Genomic DNA, 21,292 nt, shown 5'->3' with positions numbered 1-21,292 from the left:
AGGGTCTCAGCGTTCAAAGGCGTGGTTCGATGAATCTGTCTCCTTCCAGCCGCATCACCCCTTGGGTGGGTCGCCTCATCATCGCGAACGCGGTGGTGCTGCTCCTGCGCATGACGGTGTTCACCTCGCCCGCCCTGCTCGATGCTCTGAAGTTCACGCCCTCGCTGGCGCTGCAGCAGCCGTGGACCTTCCTGACCTACATGTTCGTCCACGTGGGGCTCCTGCACCTCCTGGCCAACATGATCATGCTCTTCGTCTTCGGCGCTCCAGTGGAGAGCCGGATGGGGAGCCGGACGTTCCTGCTGTACTACTTGGCGTGCGGGCTGGGCGCGGCGCTCTTCTCCGTGGGGCTCCGAGGCCTGGTGTCGGTAGGACCATTCGTGGGTGCCTCGGGTGCGGTGCTGGGCGTCGCGGTGGCGTTCGCCATGTTCTGGCCGGACGCCGAGCTGCTGGTTTTCCCGATTCCGATGCCGCTCAAGGCGCGCACCTTCGTCTTCGCTCTCCTCGCGCTCGACTTCCTCGGCGCGATCTACTGGCACGACGAGATAGCGCACGTGGCCCATCTGGGCGGCGCGCTGTCGGGCTACCTGTTCTTCCGGCTGCAGGCGCTCTCGCGCCGGAGCCCGCATCCGCCGCCTCGCGCGGTCGAGCGTGTGGTGATGGTCCAGTCCGGCTCGGCGGAGCCCGAGCGGCGGACCCCGCCGGTGCCGCTTCGTCCACGCCGCCGCCCTGACGGCGATCCGGTGGCGGCCGAGGTCGATCGCGTGCTCGACAAGATCAACGAGAAGGGAATCGGCAGTCTGACGCAGGCCGAGCGGAAGTTCCTCGACGAAGTCGCGAAGCAGAAGAAGCAGGAGAACTGACCGGGACTACTTGCATTGAAGTTCGCCGTTTCGTATTGTCCCGCGTGCTGATCAATCTTCTCCCTGATTTCCTGGCGGTGCTCGGCGCCGAGAACCGGGAATCGGCCTATCGGCAGTATCACGACTCCCACCGCCTCATCCTCGACGCCTACTGGCGCAACTACGTCCTCGATCCCGACAGTCCGCACGCGGGCGAGATCGTCGCGTCCGCGCTGAACGCCGATCGCAGCGATCTGCTGGCGCTGGCCGGCACGGTGGACGTAGTGCAGCTCGCCGAGGAGGCGATCGCCAGGGCGGAAGAGGTGCTGCGCATCGACCGGCCTACCGATACGTACCTGATGGTGGGGCTGGGTGGCGCCAACGCCGGCGAGCTGGTGGTGGGCGGCCGGGGCGTCGCGTTCATCTGCCTCGAGCACTTCACCGGCCGGGTGAACCCCGAGACCTATGGCATGGGCCTCCCACCCGACCTGGTGCCGCTCTGGATCGGGCACGAGCTCGCCCACACGGTGCGGTACACCTCCCCGGCCAGCGCCAGCGACATGCGGCGGCTGGTGACCGACGCCGGCGGATACTACGACTACTGGTCCACCGGCAGTCGGACCAGCCTCCGCGAGCTGCTGGTGAACGAGGGTCTCGCCGTCCACGCCGCGCAGGCGGTGGCTCCCGGGTTCGATGCGGCCGACTACTTCGGCTATCCCCGCCGCCAGTATCACCGGCTGCGCGAGATGGAGGCGTTTCTGCGGCGCGTGGTGGAGCCGGACCTGGAGCAGAGCGGGCTGGGCCTTCGGCTCCGCTATCTCACCGGCGGCATGAGCCCGACCGCCCGCCTGGTCGGCGGTCGCGTGCTGCCTGAACGGGCAGGGTATTACCTGGGATACCGCATGACGGAGGCGCTGGTGGCCGAACGGGGGCTGGCGGCTGCGGTGCGGGCATCGGCCCACGACTTTCAAGCCGCGGAGGACGTGGCGCGCGGCATCCAGACGGCATAGCTCGAGCAGGCTCGCTCGTACTCTCCGGCTACTTCCCCACGCAGAAGCTCCCGAACACCCGGTCCAACACCTCCTCCACATCGAACGTACCGAGCAGCTCCTCCAGGGCGGCCGTTGCCTCGCGGACGTGATGGGACGCCAGCACGGCGTCGCTCCCTGGCTCCAGATGTGGCCTCGCCTCGGCGAGCGCCGATTGCGCGCGGGCCAGCGCCACGCGATGACGCTCGCGGGTGAGCGCCGGCTCCAGGTCCGCCAGCGCGATTCTGTCGGCAAAGACCCGCTCGGCGACTGCCCGGCGAAGCTCGCCCAGGCCGGCACCGGTCACTACGGACACGGCGAGCCCACCGTCGGACGGCACGCCGGCCGCTCCATTGGCCAGGTCGGCCTTGGTTCGCACCACCATCGTCGGCCGCTGGGCCACGATGGTCCGCTCGTCTTCGCCCGGCTCCCGGCCGGTCTCGACGCAGAGCAGCACGAGGTCCGCCGCGGCGAGATAGCGCCGGCTGACCTCGACACCCATGCGGTCGATCCGGTGGGGCGAGTCCCACAGCCCGGCGGTATCGATCAGTCGCACCGGCCAGTCGAGAAAGTCGGTGTGGGCTTCGATCGCGTCCCGGGTGGTCCCAGGGATCTCGGTGACCAGCGCCCGGTCAGCGCCGAGCAGCGCGTTGAAGAGTGAAGACTTTCCCGCATTGGGTCGGCCGGCCAGGACCAGCACCGCCCCGGCGCGCAGACGCTCGGCCGAGGCGGCGCTCGCGAGCAGGCGATCGATGCGGGAACGCACCCCCTCCAGCTGCTGGATGATCCGCTCCGGCGGCACCGGCCCGTCGTCCTCCCCGGGGAAGTCGATCTCGTAGCTCAAGAGCGCCTGGGTCTCCAGCAGCGATTCCCGGAGGTCCGCCAGCCGGCGGGAGAGGTCGCCGCCCAGCTGCCGGAGCGCGGCCCTCGCCTGAGCCGGAGCGGTGGCGTCGATCAGGTCGCCGACGGCCTCCGCCTGGACCAGGTCGAGCCTGCCGTTGAGCACCGCCCGGCGGGTGAACTCGCCGGGGGCCGCGGGCCGTGCGCCGGCCTCGTGCAAAGCAGACAGCACTCGCGCCGGGGCGAGCAGCCCGCCGTGGCAGGAGAGCTCGACGAGGTCTTCGCCGGTGTAGCTGGCGGGCCCGGGGAACACGGTGTATAGGCCGCGGTCGAGGGTCTCGCCCGCGGCGTTGTGGAAGCTGGCCAGCAGGGCCGACCGCGGCCGGTCATCACGGAACCCGGCGATCACTCTCGCCGCTACGGCGAATGCCCCGGTGCCGCTCACCCGGATCACGGCGAGCGCGGACCGGCCGGCTGGGGTGGCGAGGGCGGCGATGGGATCGGAGAGCATGGCCGGAAACTATACCGGAGCGGTGTTCGTATCGCGACGCATGCGGACTCGCAGGCAACTGGTGCAGCTGGCCCACGTGCTGCTGGTCTGTTGGACCGGCCAGCACGCCGCCGCGCAGACCATCGCGCTCACCGACTCGACATCCGTCTCCATGGAAGTGCCCGACGGCCGGGCCATCGTGCCGGTGATGCTCAACGGGCGAGGGCCTTACCGGCTCGCCGTGGAGACCGGCTCACCCGACGTACTGGTCTCGCCTCGCGTGGTCGCCGACCTGTCATTCCGCGCCATCGGAAAGGGCGAGACCGACTCGCTGTTCCGGCTCGATTCGCTGCGGATCGGGCAGGCGGTGGTCAGCGGGCTCCCGGTCGGGCGGGACAGCGGCTTCGCCATGCTGGGGGTCGATGGCGTGCTCGGCCTCATCGCCTACCGCGACGTGGTGCTGACGATCGACTACCCGAACCGGCGGTTGTCCCTGACCACGGCCAGATTGCCACGGCCCGACGGTCGGCAGATACTGCGCGCCGTACGGGTGGGGCCCTTCATCGGAATCCCGGTGGAGCTCGGAGGCGTCCGGGAAACTGGCGTGATCGACACGCAGGGGGGAGTGGGATTCCAAGCGATACCGGAGGTGGCCGGCCGGCTGGCGTTCCAGAGCCCCTTGCGGGTGGTCGGACGAGCGGTGGTTGGGGGAGGGGCGCCGGTCGAGGTGAAGCTGGGGGTTCTGCGTGGCGATGTCCGGCTGGGCCGATACACGATGCATCAGCCGGAGATCGCCGTTCATCCGCTGCCGGCGGACATTCCCTCACACATCACCATCGGGACCCGGGTGCTCCACGACTTCTCGGTGGCCATCGACCAGCGCTCGATGTCGGTTCGTCTCACCCGGCCGGACTCCGGGTCCACCCGGGTCAGCCCTTCTTCTTCCTGACCGCTGGCGCGACGGGCGCCGGCTTGGCTCCCACTCCGGTGCCGCCGCCCCGCTTCACCCGCTCCCGGGCCAGCATCCACTGCTGCGGAATGCTGGCGATATTGCTCACGGCGTAGTACAGGTTGAGCCCCGAGGCGAAGTTGAGAAACAGGAACGTCATCATCACGGGCATGACGTACAGCATCATCTTCATCTGCGGGTTCGGCTCCATCCCGATCTGGCCCACCTTGCTCAGTCCGAACATCGAGAGCCCCATGACCAGCGGGATGATGTAGAGCGGATCGGGCCGCGAGAGGTCCGGCAGCCAGAGGAACGACGCGCCCCGGAGCTCGATGCTGTTCTGGAACACGAAGAAGAGCGCGAACAGCACCGGCATCGGCAGCATCATCGGCCAGCAGCCGCCCAGCGGATTGACGTTGTACTCCTTGTACAGCTTGAACATCTCCTGCTGCAGCTTCTGCGGATCGTTCTTGTGGCGCTCCTGAATGTCCTTCATCAGCGGCTGCACCGCCTGCAGCTGCATGTTGGCGCGCATCGCCTTCTGGTTGAGCGGCCAGAGCAGCACCCGCACCAGGACCCCGAAGAAGACCAGCACCAGGCCGTACGCCAGGTGCAGGTGCTCGTGCATCCAGACCAGCAGCCAGCGCACCCCCACCGCCACCGGCCGGATGATGGTGCGGAAGCCGGGCCAGCCATAGGGGTTCACGTCGTCGAAGTCGTGGCCGATCCGGCTCAACCGGTCGTATTCCATGGGCCCGGCGTACGCGCTCAACTCGAACGCGCCGCTGGGAGGCACCGGAATGCTCAGACGCACGTCGGCGCTGGTGGTGCGCTTCTCGGTGGTGGGGAGGCCGGTGGCGGTGACTCCGCTGATCGCCCCGCCCGTGCTGTCGAACGCGAAGACGGCCGTGACGAAGTACTTCGACTTGACCGCGACCCACTCGAGCGGGCCGCTGATGGTGGTGGGCTCGCCGACCTTGAGGCTGGAGAAGTCGGTCCGGTCGGCGCTCCGCTGCTTGGTGACCAGCGCGAGCGCATGGTGGTTCTCGACCTCGTTGGCCTCGGTGTTCCCCAGGGTGGGACCCATGCCGACCAGGAGCTGGCCTCCGTTGGGGCCGACGCCGGTCACCCGGCCCGAGATGGCCACCCGGTAATCGTCCGGGCGAAAGGCATAGGTGAGGTCGACCGTCACCGCGCCACGCGTGGCCGACAGCCGGAGCTCGGCGGGGCCGCCGACGCGCAGGCTCTCGGGTTGAATGGTGAACGGCCAGTTGGCGAGCGAAACGGTGTCCCGGCCCGTCACCAGGGTGAGGCCGAGCAGGTTGCTGCCGGGCGGGATGATCCGGGCGGGGCGGCCCCGCTCGGCGGGGTCCATCGAGCGGTACTGCGCCAGCGTGGCCTCGACCATTCGTCCACCCCGGGTGCTGAATCCGAAGGTGTAGAGCGGCGAGCTGACCCGAACGGTATCCGCGCGGCTGCTGTCGGAACGTGCGCGCCCGCTGTCGGAGCGCACACTGTCCGGGCGCACGCCCTGGGCGGGCACCTGTGCCGGGCCGGAAGGCGGCGCCTTGGACGGCGCGGACGCGGTACTGTCTCCCGCGCCGGCGCTGCCCGGCTTGGGCGGGGGCCGCTTGATGAAGAGGGCGGGCGCGATGGCGATGACCATCATGATCAGAATCGCCCAAACGGTACGACGGTCCATGGCGTCAGGTCACCGGGTCAGGGGACGGGATCGAACCCGCCGGGATGGAACGGGTGGCAGCGGGCCAGACGCCGGAGAGCCAGCCAGGTGCCCCGGACCGCGCCGTGCCGGCCGACCGCCTCGAGCGCGTACTGGGAGCACGACGGATGAAATCGGCAGCTCGGCGGCAGGAGCGGTGACAGGGTGCGCTGGTAACCGCGGATCAGCAGGGCAAGGAACCGGCGGGGCAGCCGCAGGAGCGATGACACCGTTCAGCCCGCGGCGAGAGCGGCGTGGCGCCAGGCGCGGAGCTCGTCCCGCAGGACCGGGTAAGGAGCGCCGTAGGCCTCGCGGCGAGCGCGGATGACGAGATCCCAGGCGGGCTGGTGGGGCTGGAGCTCCAGACGCCAGAGCTCCCGGAGGCGCCGCCGCAGACGATTGCGGGCCACCGCGGACGACTGAAATTTCGCAACGATCAGTCCCATCCGCGGGTGGCCCGTCGTGTTGTCCGTCCAGATCATGTCCAGATGTTCGAAGCGGCGGCGGCGGCCCTGAGTGAGGCAGCGGCGAATGTCCGACGCGCGCGCCAGCCGATGAGCTCGCGGGAGGCGCGCCGACGGCGTCAGGAGCCTCCGTGCTTCGATGGCAGCGAGACCGTGAGCCGCTTGCGGCCCTTCTTCCGTCGGCGCGAGAGAACCGCTCGTCCCCACCGCGTGGCCATGCGGGCGCGGAAGCCGTGCGTGTTGATCCGGCGCTTATTGCGCGGCCGATACGATGGTTTCATGCGAGCGTCCCTCCAAAGTGAGCCGGGGAAGCTAGTTAGAGACTCGACCTCGGTCAAGCCACGGCTCACCGTCGCGCGGGCGACTTCTCGTCGGCGAGCCTCTGGTGCGATGACACTGCTGTCTCGGAGCGCCGCGGATGAGACGCGCGCCGCGAGTCCCACTCCGACAGGTGATTTTTCCGCTGTCAAGCCCGCATTGACTTTTCCACAGCCGATCCGTAACATCTCCTGCCCTTGAAAAATCTCCCACCGTTTTCGAGTACTGATGCAGCTATCCGCGAAAGACGCATGGAAGCGGATCCTCGATGAGGCGCACCGCGAACTTCCTGATCACACGATCCGGACCTGGCTCGAGCCGACCGAGGCGATCGCCCTGGACGAGGGCCGTCTCATCGTTGGAGCGCCTGACCAGTTCGCCGTCGAGTGGAACGAGACCAAACACGCGACCATCCTCTCTCGACTCGCCGAGCCGGTGCTCGGCCAGCCGACCTCGGTGGTGTTCCGAGTGCACGAGGATCGGCAGAAGCGTCCCCAGATGGATTTCTTCGTGGCGCCCGCTACTCCGGCTCCCGTGGCCGCCGTCCCAACGAATCCCAGTACCCAGCCGCTGAACGAGCGGTACACCTTCGACACTTTCGTCATCGGCAAATCCAACGAGCTGGCGGCCGCCGCGGCGCACGCGGCGGCCGAGTCGCCGGGCAAGACCTACAACCCGCTCTTCATCTATGGCGCCACCGGGCTGGGCAAGACCCACCTGATGCAGGCGATCGCCCAGGCCGTCTGCCAGCGGATACCGGAGACCCGGATCCTTTACGTCGGCGCCGAGCAGTTCATCAACGAGGTGATCGAGAGCATCCACAGCCGGACCATGCCGGAGTTCCGCCGGCGCTACCGCAGCGACGTGGATCTCTTCCTGGTGGACGACGTCCATTTCCTGGAAGGCAAGGAGATGACCCAGGAGGAGTTCTTCCACACGTTCAATGCCCTGTACGAGGGCAACAAGCAGATCGTGCTCACCTCCGACCGCCCGCCCAAGGAGATCCCCGGGCTGGAGGCCCGGCTGGTGAGCCGCTTCGAGTGGGGCATGGTGGCCGACATCGGCCAGCCGGATCTGGAGCACCGGATCGCCATCCTGCGGAAGAAGCAGGAGCAGGACCACCTGGAGCTCACCATCCCGGACGATGTGCTGCGTTTCATCGCAGAGCACGTGCGCTCCAATGTTCGGGAGCTCGAAGGCTGCATCATCAAGCTGCTTCTGTTCGCCTCGCTCAAGCACAAGGAAGTCTCGATCGAGCTCGCCCGGGAGGCACTGTCGGACAAGATCCGGCCCGGCGAGGACACCGGCGGCATCCCCAAGGCGATGCCCTCGATCAACAAGGTGCAGGAGGTGGTGGCCCGGCGCTGGGGAGTCACGCCGGACGGGCTCCGCTCCAAGGCGCGCATCAAGACCCTCACGGTACCGCGGCAGATTGCCATGTACCTTGCGCGCGAGCTGCTGGAGATGCAGCTGGTGGAGATCGGTCAGGCCTTCGGCGGTCGAGACCACTCGACGGTCATTCACAGCGTCGACAAGGTGAGCCGGCAGATGTCGCGCGACCGCACCTTTCGGGAGCGGGTCGAGCATGCGCGCCAGGAGTTGTGCGCAGAATGATCCCCGCGAGCGGCGGGAGATGTGGGAACTCTGGATTGTGGTGGAGAGTACGCGGTGCCCGTCCCCATGGCACACACGCTCTCGACACGGATGGATCGCGATAAGTGCGGATCCGCAGGTGCTTTATCGCGACGCTCCACATTTCCAGACCCTCTACTACTGCTGCTAGTATATATAAATAGAAAAGCAGTCTTACTTAGAGCCTCGTCTGAAGGAGCGGCATGAAGCTCACGATCACGCGGGAGCAGCTCCAGGAAGGTCTCGTCGCGGTGGCGGCCAGCGTACCCGCCAAGACGACGTTGCCGATCCTCTCGAACATCCTGCTCGAAGCCACGAAAGACGGGATCCGTCTCTCCGGCACCGATCTCGACATCGCGGTGAGCACCACGGTGTCGGCCTCGGTGGAGCAGGAGGGTGCGATCACGTTGCCGGCCCGCAAGCTGGTCGAGATCGTGCGGGAGCTGCCCAGCGCGGCCATCCGGCTCACTGCCTCTGGAGAGCAGCGGGTCACTATCGAGTGCGGCCGCTCCAGGTTCCGGCTCCTGGGCCTTCCGCGGGAAGAGTTTCCCGCGTTCCCGTCGGTCAAGTTCGAGGGTGGCTGGCGGACTTCGTCCAAGGACCTGCAGAAGCTGATCGGGCACGTGGCCTTCGCGGCCAGCACCGAGGAGAGCCGGCCGATCCTGAACGGCGTGCTCTGGGAGCTCCGGCCCGAGCGGATGCGGATGGTGGCCACCAACGGTCACCGGCTCGCCCGGATGGACGTGCCCACGCCGCCAGCCGGCAGCTCGGCCCAGGCAGATCTCATCGTGCCGCCCAAGGCGCTGGAGCAGATTCGCCGGCTCTTCGGCAGCGACGAAGAGGTCGATATCGCGCGGAGCGAGAACCACCTCGGCTTCCGCTCCAGCAGCACCCAGATCTTCACCCGGCTCATCGAGGGGCCGTATCCCAACTACGAGCAGGTGATCCCGCGGGAGAACGACAAGTCCGCCACGGCCGACAAGGCGGCGTTCGCGTCCGCGCTCCGGCGGATGAGCATCGTCGCGAGCGACCAGACCCACCGGATCCGGATGGCCTTCGCCAACGGGTCCTGCAAGCTCTCGGTCCAGACGCCGGACCTGGGCGAGGCCCAGGAGGAGTTGACGGTGAGCTACGAGGGCGACCCGCTGGAGATCGGCTTCAACGCGGCGTATCTGCTCGAGATCCTCAAGTACATTCCCACCGACGAGGTCCGCCTCACCTTCAAGGCACCGGAGCGCGCGGCCACCTGCGAGCCGGTGGGCTGGGACGATCCGTCGAGCTATCTGACGCTGGTCATGCCACTGAGGCTGGTGGATTGAGCCGAGCGGCACGAGGTGACGGTGCCCGCAGCAGGACGCTGCGGGCACATTTATTTTCCGGCGGGTTAGGTCCGATGCGAACCATCAGTTCGGTCTGGGAGTTCATATGCCAATGGATACCAACGATTTCGACCTCGAGCCCCCGGAGGCGGAGGGGGGCGGAGGATTTTTCACGCTGGCCCTGATCGCGCTTGCGCTGGGCGCGGGGTCGGCTCTGCTCTTCGCCCCGGCGGAAGGCACCAAGACCCGTCAACGCCTCGGCCGCGAGCTGGAGGAGCTCCGGGGCGGTGCCGCCAAGACGGTGGCCCGTATCCAGCGCGAGGTGCACCGACGGCGGACCCGCGAACGCCGGGAGAAGCGCCTGTACGCCCTGATTGGCCTGGTGGTGGGTGGCGGACTGGGCGCGTTCCTCCGGCCGCTGGCGAGTCGGGACGCGGCCCAAACCGAGATCGACGACATCGCTGCCCGTCAACCGGCCGCCCGGGAATCCGAGCGACCGTTCGAGCCGGTGCACTGACATCAGGCGGCTGCCGCCGGCTCAGTGGGAGGTGGTGGAGACGATCGAATAGCTGCCCGACTGCTTGACCGGGACCGTCTGACCGACGGCGGGCACTGTGATGGTCATGTCGCCGGCGTCGTTGCCCCGGGAGGAGAGCATGATGCCGTCAAATCCGATCTGCTGCGCCCCGTGACGCGCGCCCGTGGCCGTCATCTGCAGCTCCTGATCACCCTGTAGCCGTGTCCCCGACCTGCTGTAGGACCCGGCACTCTGGAGTGTGACCGTTTTCCCCTCGGTGGCCCCACCGGCGGCACGATACCTGGTGATGACGTGTTCGGTGCCGGGAAACGCATCGGCCACGAGCTTGTAGCTGGTGCTGTCGGTCCACTCCATGCCGTCGCGCACCCCGCCCGCGGGGAGCCTGGGGAACAGCAGCTGCAGCCTTCCGGTCAGCTCATCCGTGAGAGTGCCCGGGCGGTCGGCCTTGAGCGGCGAGAGATCGCCGTTGGGCGTCAAGCTGCCGGTCCAGCGTGCGCCGCTGGCCGCGGCAACGGAATCGGGCGGGACCGGAACACCATTCTCCAGCGCCTGCAGCGAATCCAGCACGATGACCACCTGATAAGCGCCAGGGGTGCCCGATTCGGCCACCGTCAGGTGGAGGTGCGCGATCCGATCGCGTATCTGCTCCTGGGTGGCGCCGCCGGGGTACTGCAGCGTGAGGCTGTCGTGCCGCTCCAGCCGATATCCCACGCTCCGCGCGGGACGGTAGGTGACCGCTGGACCCTTGCCACCCGCGGTCGGCGTCACCGCACCCGCGCGCGGCGGCCCCGGAGCGGGCGCGGGCGCGCCGGCCTCTTTGCCGCTGGTGCTGGAGCTGCACCCGGCCAGCAGCAGACCCGTGGCCAGGAGCCGTCCCGCTTTCATGGGCGGCTCCGTTTCATTTGAGCGCCGTGACTTTGGTCGTCTGCGTGATCGTGATAGGAAGGGGATTGTCCGCGAAGGCGCCCGAGATCTTGAGGGCGGACTGCAGGCGCCAGTCGCCGCCGAGATAGGTGCCGTCAGGGCTCACGAAGTAGACGCCCGTGCCGCTGCCCGTACCTTCGATCTTTGCCGGGCCGTTCGGCGTCGGCTGGGTACCCAGCACATTAGAGCTGTACTGGCTGGCGATGCGGACCGCCTTGCGTGCGTTGCGGGTCTCGTTGCCCATCGCGTGGTAGGCCACGATCCGTTTGACCACGACGCTATCGGAGCCGTTCGCGGTAGTCTTGGAGCTGGTATCCGCCCAATGCTCGCCCACTTTCACGCCTGCCTTGACCCAGGGGAAGAAATCGGAGAGGAATCCCTGAACCTTGGCGGCCGCCGCCGACGAGCTCACCAGCTCGAGCTCGGAAAGCTTTCCCGCTGCGCTCAGGAAGCCATGATACTCCGATCCCCGCGCACTGTCGAAGACGTTGGCGGGTATCGGCGCGGTGCTGTCCGCCCGCATCGAGTCGACCACGACCTTGACGGCCTTGCCGCCGACGCTGTCGGTCAGGGTCAGCGTGAGAAAGCTCGAGGTGGTGAACGAAAGGCTCTGCTTTCCCTTCCCCGCCGAGGTGGCGTCGATCTCCTGGGTCAGAGTCTGATCGACCCGGTACTTGGCCGTGAGCGGCGCCTCGGTGCCGGCGTGGACGGCCAGCAGGGTTGCCAGGATCGTCACCGCGGCGGACTGTGCGAGCATCGGGTTTCCCCCTCAAGGTTCGGAAGCAAAGGTAACCCGAGGGCCGTGGATTCGGGACGGCTCTCAGCATGCGAGCGGCCCTCCGAACCGGGTCCGGAGGGCCGCCGCTGGTCGGGCCGTAAGCCGAGTTCTGTTCCCCGCCTCTGAGCCGATTGCGCTCGGAACGCGGGGGATGGTCATCTGTCTGGGATGGCCGTCGCCGGCCACCTCTAGCAGCCTACCCGCGGCTTGTATTGTCGGTGTGGGTCACACCACGCCGCTTATTTGGCCTTGCTCCGACTGGGGGTTACCGTGCCGCCGCTGTTACCAGCGCCGCGGTGGGCTCTTACCCCACCGTTTCACCCTTACCTCTACCCGCTTGCGGGGGCTCGAGGCGGTCTATTCTCTGTGGCCCTGTCCGTCGCCTTTCGGCGCCCAGGCGTTACCTGGCAGTCTACCCTGTGGAGCTCGGACTTTCCTCGGAGCGCCTTGCGACGCCCGCGACCATCACGCCCGACCAGAGGCACCTCAAATGTAACCGGGGCACAGCGTTAGGGTAAGCGGCCGGCCGGCTCAGCCGGCCGCCCCCAGCCGCGCCAGGCCCTGCTCTGCTTGGCGCACGAACGGGCGGAGCGCCTCGTCGGCCGACCGCCACTGGGTCAACACCTGATGGTACTCCAGCCTTGCCTCGGCTCGGCGGCCGAGCTGTTCGTAGGCGGCGGCGCGGAGCAGGCGGACCCGGCCCAGCATGCCCCAACGGGCGTCGAATCCGTGGGTCCAGAACGCATCGGGCTCGAAATCCTTGAGGGCCCTCAAGGTCGCTTGATAGTCGCCGAGCAGGTAATAGGCTTGGGCGGCGAGGGGCCGGCGAAAGTCCATGTACATGTGTTCCGACTTGTCGGCCGTGTCCGGCTCGGCCAGGGTGCGGCGCGCTCCGGTCGAGTCGCCGCGGCTCAGCGCCAGGAGTGCCCGGACCTCGCGGCCCAGGGGCTCATCGGTCATCGCTCGGTATTCGGTGAGCGCGGTGGTGTCCGCCGCCAGGCCGGTGAAGAGGCCGATGGCCGCGGAGGCGCCGGTGTGGGCGAAGTGCCGGCGCTGGTCCGTCGGTGCCACCCGCCCCGCCTCCGCCGCGCTCTGCCAGACCTGGCGGAGAGATGCCGCGGGGCCGCCCGTGGCGTAATAGAGGTCGCCCAGCGCCATCCGCCGCCAGGAGGAGTTGAACGGGCCGTCGGTGGGACTCCCCGGGTGCTGGATGACCTCGCGCCGCACCTGATCGGCGAGGTCGATCGCCTTGGCCGCGCTCGCCAGGTCGCCCTGATAGGCGAAGACATTGGCCGCCGCGGCGATGTCCTGCACCACGGTCGGTACCCCCTCGTAGCGGCGAAAATCCTGCGGCGCGACCGAATCGAGCGTGGTCTTGAGCTCGGCGGCCGCCCGGTCCACCTCGCCGGAGGCGAAACGGATCCGCGCCTCGACGAAGGGCGACTCCGGATGCTCTGGTGAGGTCTGCTTGAAGCGGTCGACCTCGGCGAACGCCGCGGGATAGTTGCGAGCGGCCAGGTAGGCGTCGACCATGGCGCCGTGCGCCCGCAAGGTGGTGGGCTGGATGGTGACCCAGGTCCGGGCGCTGGCCTGCACCTCGGTCCTGGCCCGGCGCAGCGCGGCGGCCAGCGTGGTGCTGTCGATCAGCGATTGGCCCTCGCGACCCCGTGCCGGAGCGAACGAGTCGGGGGCGACCAGTGCCACGGACGGCCGGGCGCCGGCGGCCAGGCCCAACATGGCCTGCACGTGCTCGTAGGCCAGGGCGTAATCCGGGTCCAGGGTCAACGCATGCTTGAAGCCCCGCATCGCCTGCGTCCAGTAGGGCGCCTCATCGACTCCGGCGGTATCGTGGAACCATGCCTCGCCCAGTCCGTACCAGGCATCCGCGTCGGTCGAGTCGCGGCGAATGAGCTGCTGGTACAGGCCCCGGGCCTGGGGAAATTCCCCCGCCAGAAACGCTCCATACGCATTGATGATGGTGCGCTCATGAATGGGCAGATTGGATGAGTACGTGGTGGCACGCACGATGGCGCGATCGGCCGTCGAATCCTTGATGCCGACCAGCCAGCCCCGGGTGAGCGCGAGCTTGTAGTACGCCAGACCAAAAGTCGTGTCGATGGTGCTGGCGCGCTGAAACTCTCGTTCCGCGCCGGCCAGATCCCAACGATTGAGCTGCTCCACGCCGGTGAGGTACGCCCGGTATGCCTCAAGCGAGGCGGTGGTGGACCGGGCCAGGCCGATGCGGACCTCGTTCGGCGCGCCCGACAGGTCGAGCAGCTTGGCCGCGAGCTCGTCGAACAGCGGCCGCACGTCGGCGCCGGTCCGGTCGTCCACCCGGGCGATGTCCACCCGTGCGCCGCTGGCCACGTCGTAGACTCGCGCGGCCAGATGGAGGGAGTCGCCCGCCTGGGAGAAGTCGCCCAGGACCACGGTCCAGACCCCGGCCTCCCGGGCCAGCCGGCGTGCCATGTCCAGGCCGATATCCGCGCCCCGCCGCAGCCGGTGCCGGCTCAGCAGATCGTGCAGCCGCTCGTGATCGACCACCGACAGGTCGTTCCACTGCGAGAGGTTGAGCCCCAGCATGCTGGGGCTGGCGTCGCGCAGCCAGTCGACCGAGCGATCGTCCCGCAGGTTGTCGAAGGGGAGCACCAGGATCGAATGGCGGGGGTTCACGCCCGCCGGCGGCCCGGGCGACCGGTGAATCAGGCCAATGCCGGCCGCGAGCGCCGCCAGGCCGACGCCGACTGCCGTGAGAAGCGGCCGACGGCGACGCCTGGCCGGGGACTCGACGGGGCGCTCCCCGCTCAGCGCCTGGCGGAGCTCCTCCCCGCTCTGCCACCGTTCGGCCGGATGCTTTTCCAGCGCTTTCATGACGCTCGCCGCCAGGCGGCGGGGAGCGTCGGGGCGCACCCGCTCGATCGGTACGGGGCGTTCGGCGATATGCTTGGAGACAACCACCCGGTTGGGTCCCTGGAACGGCGGGTGCCCCGCCAGCATCTCGTAGGCAACGACGCCCAGCGCGTAGAGATCGCTGCGGCCGTCGACCTCCTCACCTGCGGCCTGCTCCGGGCTCATGTAGGCCGGGGTTCCCACCGCCACCCCCTGACCCGTGGTCGGTCCCGACCCGTCGCCCAGCATTGCCCGGGCGATGCCGAAGTCGGCGAGCATGGCGCGCCCGCTCGCCTCCTCCAGCAGCACGTTCTCCGGCTTGACGTCCCGGTGCACGATGCCGGCCCGCGAGGCGGCGTCCAGGGCGGCTGCCACGTCGGCCACGATCCGGCCCACCAGTGCCGGATCCAGGCGGGGCTCACGGGTGAGCCGCTGGCGCAGGCTCTCGCCCGCCACCTCGTCCATCACATAGTAGAGCAGACCGTCGGTGCTGCCCGCGGTGTGCACCGCGACGACGTTGGGATGCCGCAGCCGGGCGATGGTTCGCGCTTCGGCCAGAAAGCGGCGGGCGATCGAAGGGTGAGCGGTGAGCTCGGGGTGGACCACCTTGATGGCGACCCGGCGGTCCAACGTGGCATCGGTGGCGAGGAAGACGGCTCCCATGCCACCGCGGCCCAGCTCGCGCTCGAGTCGGTATTGCGGCCCCAGGGCGGCCTGAAGCGCGGCGAAGAGATCGAGAGTCGAGTTGTTCATGGTCCAACCGGCATGGGAAACCGGACCAGCAATATACCCGATCCTCGCGCGCGGCACACGGGCCGACCGGGTGTCCGGTTGGATGCGTGCCCCGCGAATATGGTTGCGCGGGGCGCGCTTTCGGGGTGTGTCAGGTTGAATCCAGGTTGACGTGCCACTCCCATCCTCATGCACCATATCGCCGGGGGAACGGGGTGTCATACGGAGCCGACCAATCAGCCGCCACGGTGGCGGCCGTCCTGCTACCGGGGGAGCGTCTCCGGGTCGATGCGGCGGGCAGCGGCTGCTTCGCGGTCCTTCACCGGGACTCGATTCCCGATGCCATGCGGGCGGTTCGGGAGCGGCCGGTGGATGCGGTGCTGGTCTCGGTCCACCGCTGCGGTCCGGATCAGATGGAGGTGCTGGGGCATCTGGTGCGCAAGTTCCCCGGCATCCCTACGGTCGCGCTCCTCTCCCAACACGACGCCGGCTCCAGCGAAATGCTTCTCCGCCTGGGCGCGTCCGGGGTCCGCCAGGTGGTGGACGTCACGTCGCCTTCCGGGTGGAGCCGGCTCCGGCAGGTGGTGGGGCAACCGGCCACCCGGGCCGTGGCTCGGATCCAGGGGCCGATTCTCGACAGCGTCGCCCAGGCGCCGCCGGATGCCCGGCTGTTTCTCGAGGCGATGATCCGCCTGGCCCCGGAGGTTCCCACCGTCACCCGGCTGGCAGACCAGCTCAGCGTACGACCGAGCACGCTGATGTCGCGTTTTGCCCGGTCGGGGCTGCCGTCGCCCAAGAACTATCTGGCCGCCATCCGGCTGCTGCACGCGGCCCATCTGTTCGAGATGGCGGGACTCTCGGTGGCCGACGTTGCCTATCGGCTGGAGTACTCGTCGCCCCAGAGCTTCGGCCGGCATCTCCGCGCCATGCTGGGCGTGACCGCGCTGGAATTCCGCAGCCGGTTTCCCTTTCCGGCGGCGCTGGAGCGGTTCATCCGCCTCATGATGGAGCCTTACGCTGCGATCTGGCGTGGGTTCCATCCGCTGACGGCGGGCAGTTGGGAGGACGGGCGGGCGGCGGGGCTGCGGGGGTGAGCAGGGGGCTGGAGAAGATGGCCGCCGAGGAGCGCCGCGATGACCAGATCGGGGCCCGGGACGGCTCCTACGGACCGACCAGCCGCCCGTGCGCCGCCAGCACGGCCCGGAGCCGATCGTGGGGCAACGCCGGCACCCGGTACCAGTCGGCGCCGGTCATGGTCCGGGCGGCCAGCATGGCGTTGATGATCGCCTCTTCGGTCGCCTGCACCGTGGCCTCGTAGAGCGGATCGATCCGATCCTCGCTCACCATCCGGACGGTGGCCACTCGCGTGCTATCGGCGATGCCGGTGGGCGCGGTGGAAAAGGCGAGGAAGAGATCGCCGGAGCCCGCGCCGGCCACGCTTCCCATGCGGCCAAGGCCCAGCGCCGCGTGCCGCGCGATCCGGCGGAGCTGGTGCGGCAGCAGCGGCGCGTCGGTAGCCAGGAGCACGATGATAGAGCCGCGCTCGCGCGCCTTCGGCGCGATGGTCGACCGCGGCTCCCGCGCGCAGCGCTCCCGTGCGCGTGCCGAATCGAGCGGCGCACTGGTAGCGTAGCACGCCGCCGGATCGGGCATCTCCTCCCCCACCGGCACCCCCGCGATCCGGAGCTGCCGCCGGAGGCCGAAGTTGCACTGGACCAGCGCCCCGACGGTGTAGCCTCCCTGGCTGGCCGGCAGCCGGCGGCTGGCGGTTCCGATGCCACCCTTGAAGCCCAGGCAGGTCATCCCGGTCCCACCGCCGACATTCCCCTCGGCCACTGGTCCCGCGGCGGCCGCTTTGATGGCGGCGAGCAGGTGCTCCTTGTGGACGTGGAAGCCGAAGATGTCGTTGAGGTCGCCGTCGAACGTCTCCGCCACCACCGGCAGGCAGCAGTAGAACGCGTCGCCCAGACGCTCGCGGGCCCACTCGATCAGGCCGTCCCGCACGGTGCCGACGCTGTTGGTATTGGTGAGCGCAACCGGATACGCCAGGATCCCGTAGTCGTCGATCCAGGCGGTGCCGGTCATCTCGCCGTTGCCGTTGAGACTGAACCAGCCGGCGAAGACCGGCGCCAGGTCGTCGCGCCCCCGGGGGAAGAGCACGGTGACGCCGGTACGCACCGGACCTTCTCCCACGCGGAGCCTGCCTTCGCCCCGAATGATGGTGGAATGGCCCACGGTCACGCCCGCCACGTCGGTGATGGCGTCGAGCGCCCCGGGGCTGCCGTCCAGGGGGATACCGATGTCGCGCGCCCGCTCGGGACGGCCCTGCGCCGCGGCGTCCCCGCCGGCGGCCAGCAACAGCAGGGTCAGGCTGAGTCGTCGGATCAGGGCGTGGCCGGCGAGCGGAAGATGAAATAGACCGCGCCCACGATGCAGAGCGCGGCCCAGAGATAGTCCAGCTTGAGGGTCTGGCGCATGTAGATCACGGCGAACGGGACGAACACGGCCAGGGTGATCACTTCCTGCATGATCTTGAGCTGCGCCAGCGAGAGCGAGGTGTATCCGATGCGGTTGGCCGGGACCTGAAGCAGATACTCGAAGAGCGCGATACCCCAGCTCACGGCGGCGGCGATGTACCACGGCCGGTCCGCCAGATTCTTCAGATGGGCGTACCAGGCGAACGTCATGAAGACGTTGGAGCACACCAGGAGTACCGCGGCTCGGGCGACGATATCGTTCCGGATGAGCCCTCCGCCAGATCAGGTGTTCACGCGGGCTGCAGCGCGTGGGGCCGCAGCTCGGCATCGAGTGTCCGCCCGGCTCGGGCCACGATCTCAGGGATCGCGCTCACGTCGGCCTCGGACGTCCGGAAGTTGACGATGCAGGCCCGGAGCAGGAAGGTCCCGTCCAGCACCGCGTTGGTGACGAAGAGGTCGCCCGACCGCTTGAGCCGGGCGAGCAGCGCTTCGTTCAGGGCGTTGAGGTACGCCTGGACGGACGGGGTCCCCGGCGCGAGGTCGGCCGGCACGTAGCGGAAGGTCGCAATGCTGAGGCCGAGGGTCACCGCCTCGAGCTCCGGATGGGCTTCGGCGCCGCGGTACAGTGCCTCCGCCATCCGGCAGTCGTGCCCGATCATCTGGGCAAGGCCGTCCCGTCCGGCCTGGCGGATTCCGAGCCAGACCTTGAGCGCCCGGAATCCACGCGAGTTCTGCAGGCCGAGCTCGTGATAATTGATCGGCGGCTCCTCGCCTTCGGTGTCGAAACGGTAGTAGGCGGGCGAGTAGGAATACGCGTCACTCAGGCGGTGGGCCTCCCGCACCAGGACGCATCCGGCCTCGAGCGGCGCGTAGAGCCACTTGTGGGGATCGACCGCCAGGGAGTCGGCGAGGGAGAGCGCCCTGAGGTCGTCCGGTGCATCGGAGAGCACTGCCGCCGGCGCCCCGTAGGCGCCGTCCACGTGGAACCAGAGGCCGTGCTCCCGGCAGATGGCCGCCAGCTCGCGGAGCGGATCGATGGCGCCGGTGCTCACCGTGCCGGCGGCGCCCACCACCATGATCGGCCGGTCGCCGGCGGCGATGTCCTGCCGGATCTGCTCCCGGAGCGGAGCGAGCAGCATGCGCTGCCGCGCGTCCGTGGGGATCCACCGGACCGCGTCGGTGCCGAGCCCGAAGAGGTCCGCGGCCTTCTGAATCCAGGTGTGGGTGCCCTGGGAGACGTAGACCCGGGCCCGGGCGGCGTCGGCGCCGGCCAGGCCGGCCCGCCGCACCTCCTCACCCAGCATGGCCCGGCGTCCGGCCAGGAAGCAGCCGAAGTTGGCCATGTTGCCCCCGCTCACCAGCAGGCCACCGCAGTCACTGGGATACCCCACCAGCTCGGCGATCCAGCGCACCGACTCGGCCTCGATCTCCGAGGCAATGGGCGAGAGCTCCCAGCCGCCGACGTTGGGGTTGATGGCGGCGGCGAGCAGGTCAGCCAGCGCCCCGATCGGCGCGGCGGACGAGGTGATGTACCCCATGAACCGGGAATGGCCGCTGAACAGCGAGTGGCCGAACAGGAGGTCCGCCGTCTCCCGCAGGAGTGCCGCGGGCTCGCTGCCCTTCCGGGGAACCGGCCTCCGGCCCAGCAGCGCACGGATCTCCGTCGGGGTCTCGCCCAGGGTGAGCGGGCGCTCCGGCAAGGAGCCGAGAAAGTCGGCGATCCGGTCGACCAGCTCGCGCCCGGCCCGGCGGAACTCCTCGGATGACATCTCCAGCGGCGTGCCAGGCTCCGGCATGCGGTCTCCAGTGGTCCGAAACGGACCGGTCACTGACTCTCTGCGGCTGATTCAAGTGACGACTGCCAGGACGTCCGCCAGCACGGCCAGCCGCTCGGTCCAGTATCGCTTGGCCCGGGTGGCATCCGCGGCGCTGGCGAGCTTCCGATGCCGGACGCTGACCCGGCTCCTGCCCGGCCCCTTGGAGGCAAACCCGGCATCGACCCGGCTGCCATCCTCCCACACCATACGGAGCGACTTTCCCCGGGTTGTCGTGCTGACCCGGAAGGCAACTCCCGACAGCCAGCGGGCCCGCTGCCGGCCATCCGTCCACGCGCGGTAGAGAGTGACCAGCGATGCGGGGACCACCTTGCTGCGGGTGATCTCGTAGCCGTCGCTCCTCTGGTGGCGCTTCCGAAGCCCGCGCTCCTCCTCATAGGTGACCGTGATCGTCTGCCGCCACCACGAGGCGAGCTCGTAGCGGGCGATGAGCAGGGCGACGATCTCCCTGTGGCTCTTGCTGGCGGCGCTGGCCCGGTCGAGGATGGCGAACCACTCCGCCCAGCTCTTCCCGGTGCGCGCGCGCACCGCCGCGTCTCCGATGCGCCTCACCAACCCATGCGGCCGCGCAACGAGGTGATGTGCGCGGCGTGGTGCTCACCATGCCAGGCGTACATCGCGATCACCTCGTCGACAGTGAAATCCCGGCCGTGCTCGGGATGCCGAAAGGTTCGCGCCCCGTCGGTTGGCGTCAACTGTCTGAGCAGGAGATGCCAGCGCGCATGCAGCGCCTCCAGCAACGCCAGCGAGATCTCGATCGGGGCGGTCCGGGCGTCGGGCAGCTCGGCCCAGCGCGCCTCCTCGTAGGGCTTGATGGTCGGCGCCGGCTCGGTGAGCGCCAGGCGCATCCGGGTATAGGCGTTGAGGTGACTGTCGGGGACATGGTGGACCACCTGCCGGACGGTCCACCCGCCGGGACGATACGGCGTGTCGAGCTGGTCGTCGCTGAGCCCCACAACGGCCGCGCGCATCCGCCCAGGTGCCCCCGCGATCCGGGCTACACACTCCGCTCGCCCGCGCTCGGTCAGGGTCTCGAACTTGAACCGGCCGATGGGGTATCGTAGATCGGGCATGCTCTCCGGTGCTGCCTGTCCTGGCGGGCTACTCGCCATCGTCCACCCGCTCCCGGAGGTCGTCGCGTTCCTGGCGGGCACCGCCACGGAACTCGAAGTGGGCCTCCGGCAGCAGCCGGTCGGGCGAGGGTGAGTCGGTCATCTTTTGGAGAAGAAGGTTGGCCAGCACCGCTTCCGCTATTCGGGCTGCTGGTTCCCATTCGCCGGGCGTGAGCGCGGGATACAGGTGGGCAAACTCCGGGCGCAGCCGGGCCTCTCGCATGGCCCAAATCTAGCTCTTCTCCGGTGCGGGCGCGTCAGCGCGCAACCATTGTCATCGCTCCCGCATCCAAATCCTTGCAGCATCCCCGCAGTACCCGGTTCCCGGGGTCGCGGCCAAGGCAGTACGGCTCCGGGAACTACCTCTCTTTTTTCCCCCGATCCCGTCTCTTCCCGTGATGCATC

At 68.9% G+C, this 21,292-nt stretch carries 21 protein-coding genes and 1 other RNA gene; 7 read left to right on the top strand and 15 right to left on the bottom strand.

The window, feature by feature from the left end:
- Nucleotides 1-29 precede the first annotated feature (29 nt).
- Together VHR41_12390 and VHR41_12385 are read left to right on the top strand one after the other, a co-directional pair.
- Nucleotides 30-863, top strand: coding sequence for a rhomboid family intramembrane serine protease (locus tag VHR41_12390; GenBank protein ID HEX3234991.1), 834 nt, complete (start codon nt 30-32; stop codon nt 861-863).
- Between the two features lie 44 nt (nt 864-907).
- Complete coding sequence (locus tag VHR41_12385) at nt 908-1,852, top strand: DUF2268 domain-containing putative Zn-dependent protease (GenBank protein ID HEX3234990.1); 945 nt, start codon at nt 908-910, stop codon at nt 1,850-1,852.
- A 28-nt stretch (nt 1,853-1,880) separates the two neighbouring features.
- Here VHR41_12385 and mnmE read toward each other — a convergent pair whose 3' ends face one another.
- On the bottom strand, nt 1,881-3,221 hold the full coding sequence (gene mnmE / locus VHR41_12380; GenBank protein ID HEX3234989.1) for a tRNA uridine-5-carboxymethylaminomethyl(34) synthesis GTPase MnmE: 1,341 nt from the start codon (nt 3,219-3,221) through the stop codon (nt 1,881-1,883).
- Here mnmE and VHR41_12375 point away from each other — a divergent pair.
- A complete protein-coding gene (locus tag VHR41_12375; GenBank protein HEX3234988.1) occupies nt 3,220-4,149 on the top strand; it encodes a hypothetical protein in 930 nt (309 codons plus the stop codon). The genes mnmE and VHR41_12375 overlap by 2 nt on opposite strands.
- Here VHR41_12375 and yidC read toward each other — a convergent pair.
- Genes yidC through rpmH form a run of 4 tightly spaced genes read right to left on the bottom strand, consistent with a single transcriptional unit; the run spans nt 4,130 to nt 6,614 of the window.
- On the bottom strand, nt 4,130-5,851 hold the full coding sequence (gene yidC, locus VHR41_12370; GenBank protein ID HEX3234987.1) for a membrane protein insertase YidC: 1,722 nt from the start codon (nt 5,849-5,851) through the stop codon (nt 4,130-4,132). The two genes, VHR41_12375 and yidC, sit on opposite strands and share 20 nt — an antisense overlap.
- A gap of 17 nt (nt 5,852-5,868) precedes the next feature.
- Nucleotides 5,869-6,081, bottom strand: a complete 213-nt coding sequence (gene yidD, locus VHR41_12365; GenBank protein HEX3234986.1) for a membrane protein insertion efficiency factor YidD — start codon at nt 6,079-6,081, stop codon at nt 5,869-5,871.
- A 21-nt stretch (nt 6,082-6,102) separates the two neighbouring features.
- Nucleotides 6,103-6,456: a ribonuclease P protein component gene (gene rnpA, locus VHR41_12360; protein ID HEX3234985.1), complete on the bottom strand. Its 354-nt coding sequence runs from the start codon at nt 6,454-6,456 to the stop codon at nt 6,103-6,105.
- Nucleotides 6,453-6,614, bottom strand: a complete 162-nt coding sequence (gene rpmH, locus VHR41_12355) for a 50S ribosomal protein L34 (protein HEX3234984.1) — start codon at nt 6,612-6,614, stop codon at nt 6,453-6,455. The genes rnpA and rpmH overlap by 4 nt, the downstream gene beginning before the upstream one ends.
- Nucleotides 6,615-6,879: 265 nt before the next feature.
- On the opposite strand from rpmH, the gene dnaA reads away from it, so the two are divergent.
- The 3 genes from dnaA (at nt 6,880) to VHR41_12340 (ending at nt 10,119) form a co-directional block, all read left to right on the top strand.
- The gene (dnaA, locus tag VHR41_12350; protein HEX3234983.1) at nt 6,880-8,265 is read left to right on the top strand and encodes a chromosomal replication initiator protein DnaA; all 1,386 of its coding nucleotides are present in this window, start codon (nt 6,880-6,882) and stop codon (nt 8,263-8,265) included.
- Between the two features lie 221 nt (nt 8,266-8,486).
- A complete protein-coding gene (gene dnaN, locus VHR41_12345; GenBank protein HEX3234982.1) occupies nt 8,487-9,602 on the top strand; it encodes a DNA polymerase III subunit beta in 1,116 nt (371 codons plus the stop codon).
- Between the two features lie 106 nt (nt 9,603-9,708).
- Nucleotides 9,709-10,119, top strand: coding sequence for a hypothetical protein (locus VHR41_12340; GenBank protein HEX3234981.1), 411 nt, complete (start codon nt 9,709-9,711; stop codon nt 10,117-10,119).
- Between the two features lie 21 nt (nt 10,120-10,140).
- Here the strand turns inward: VHR41_12340 and VHR41_12335 are convergent, their stop codons facing one another.
- The 4 genes from VHR41_12335 to VHR41_12320 all read right to left on the bottom strand — a co-directional run bounded on the left by VHR41_12335 (nt 10,141) and on the right by VHR41_12320 (nt 15,484).
- Nucleotides 10,141-11,025: a hypothetical protein gene (locus tag VHR41_12335; GenBank protein HEX3234980.1), complete on the bottom strand. Its 885-nt coding sequence runs from the start codon at nt 11,023-11,025 to the stop codon at nt 10,141-10,143.
- 13 nt (nt 11,026-11,038) lie between these two features.
- Nucleotides 11,039-11,821 (bottom strand): hypothetical protein, encoded by a 783-nt coding sequence (locus tag VHR41_12330; protein HEX3234979.1) that lies wholly within the window; start codon nt 11,819-11,821, stop codon nt 11,039-11,041.
- Nucleotides 11,822-11,924: 103 nt separating this feature from the next.
- Nucleotides 11,925-12,321, bottom strand: an RNA gene (gene rnpB / locus VHR41_12325) — RNase P RNA component class A.
- A 52-nt stretch (nt 12,322-12,373) separates the two neighbouring features.
- The gene (locus tag VHR41_12320) at nt 12,374-15,484 is read right to left on the bottom strand and encodes a protein kinase (protein ID HEX3234978.1); all 3,111 of its coding nucleotides are present in this window, start codon (nt 15,482-15,484) and stop codon (nt 12,374-12,376) included.
- Nucleotides 15,485-15,678: 194 nt separating this feature from the next.
- Between VHR41_12320 and VHR41_12315 the strand changes: the two genes are divergently transcribed.
- A complete protein-coding gene (locus VHR41_12315; GenBank protein ID HEX3234977.1) occupies nt 15,679-16,557 on the top strand; it encodes a helix-turn-helix transcriptional regulator in 879 nt (292 codons plus the stop codon).
- Between the two features lie 67 nt (nt 16,558-16,624).
- Here VHR41_12315 and VHR41_12310 read toward each other — a convergent pair whose 3' ends face one another.
- The 6 genes from VHR41_12310 to VHR41_12285 all read right to left on the bottom strand — a co-directional run bounded on the left by VHR41_12310 (nt 16,625) and on the right by VHR41_12285 (nt 21,110).
- Complete coding sequence (locus VHR41_12310; GenBank protein HEX3234976.1) at nt 16,625-17,821, bottom strand: P1 family peptidase; 1,197 nt, start codon at nt 17,819-17,821, stop codon at nt 16,625-16,627.
- A gap of 26 nt (nt 17,822-17,847) precedes the next feature.
- A complete protein-coding gene (locus VHR41_12305; GenBank protein ID HEX3234975.1) occupies nt 17,848-18,168 on the bottom strand; it encodes a DMT family protein in 321 nt (106 codons plus the stop codon).
- Nucleotides 18,169-18,230: 62 nt separating this feature from the next.
- Nucleotides 18,231-19,736, bottom strand: coding sequence for an aminotransferase class V-fold PLP-dependent enzyme (locus tag VHR41_12300; protein ID HEX3234974.1), 1,506 nt, complete (start codon nt 19,734-19,736; stop codon nt 18,231-18,233).
- Nucleotides 19,737-19,787: 51 nt separating this feature from the next.
- Nucleotides 19,788-20,327 carry a hypothetical protein gene (locus tag VHR41_12295; protein ID HEX3234973.1) on the bottom strand — a complete coding sequence of 180 codons (540 nt, stop codon included), beginning with the start codon at nt 20,325-20,327 and terminating at the stop codon, nt 19,788-19,790.
- Nucleotides 20,324-20,848, bottom strand: coding sequence for a putative metal-dependent hydrolase (locus VHR41_12290; protein HEX3234972.1), 525 nt, complete (start codon nt 20,846-20,848; stop codon nt 20,324-20,326). Before VHR41_12290 ends, VHR41_12295 begins: the two co-directional genes overlap by 4 nt.
- 28 nt (nt 20,849-20,876) lie before the next feature.
- Nucleotides 20,877-21,110, bottom strand: a complete 234-nt coding sequence (locus tag VHR41_12285; GenBank protein HEX3234971.1) for a hypothetical protein — start codon at nt 21,108-21,110, stop codon at nt 20,877-20,879.
- Nucleotides 21,111-21,292: the final 182 nt, after the last annotated feature.

The organism is Gemmatimonadales bacterium, assembly GCA_036265815.1.
In the GTDB taxonomy this organism is placed as follows: Bacteria; Gemmatimonadota; Gemmatimonadetes; order Gemmatimonadales; family GWC2-71-9; genus CAVVWJ01.
Note: the sequence above shows the minus strand (reverse complement) of the source record. Positions and strands in the feature narration are given on the sequence as shown.

Coding starts and splice junctions, on each gene's coding strand:
- VHR41_12390 (HEX3234991.1), top strand. CDS start 30: ATGAATCTGTCTCCTTCCAGCCGCATCACCCCTTGGGTGGGTCGCCTC.
- VHR41_12375 (HEX3234988.1), top strand. CDS start 3,220: ATGGCCGGAAACTATACCGGAGCGGTGTTCGTATCGCGACGCATGCGG.
- mnmE (HEX3234989.1), bottom strand. CDS start 3,221: ATGCTCTCCGATCCCATCGCCGCCCTCGCCACCCCAGCCGGCCGGTCC.
- yidC (HEX3234987.1), bottom strand. CDS start 5,851: ATGGACCGTCGTACCGTTTGGGCGATTCTGATCATGATGGTCATCGCC.
- rpmH (HEX3234984.1), bottom strand. CDS start 6,614: ATGAAACCATCGTATCGGCCGCGCAATAAGCGCCGGATCAACACGCAC.
- dnaA (HEX3234983.1), top strand. CDS start 6,880: ATGCAGCTATCCGCGAAAGACGCATGGAAGCGGATCCTCGATGAGGCG.
- dnaN (HEX3234982.1), top strand. CDS start 8,487: ATGAAGCTCACGATCACGCGGGAGCAGCTCCAGGAAGGTCTCGTCGCG.
- VHR41_12340 (HEX3234981.1), top strand. CDS start 9,709: ATGCCAATGGATACCAACGATTTCGACCTCGAGCCCCCGGAGGCGGAG.
- VHR41_12335 (HEX3234980.1), bottom strand. CDS start 11,025: ATGAAAGCGGGACGGCTCCTGGCCACGGGTCTGCTGCTGGCCGGGTGC.
- VHR41_12330 (HEX3234979.1), bottom strand. CDS start 11,821: ATGCTCGCACAGTCCGCCGCGGTGACGATCCTGGCAACCCTGCTGGCC.
- VHR41_12320 (HEX3234978.1), bottom strand. CDS start 15,484: ATGAACAACTCGACTCTCGATCTCTTCGCCGCGCTTCAGGCCGCCCTG.
- VHR41_12300 (HEX3234974.1), bottom strand. CDS start 19,736: ATGCCGGAGCCTGGCACGCCGCTGGAGATGTCATCCGAGGAGTTCCGC.
- VHR41_12290 (HEX3234972.1), bottom strand. CDS start 20,848: ATGCCCGATCTACGATACCCCATCGGCCGGTTCAAGTTCGAGACCCTG.
- VHR41_12285 (HEX3234971.1), bottom strand. CDS start 21,110: ATGCGAGAGGCCCGGCTGCGCCCGGAGTTTGCCCACCTGTATCCCGCG.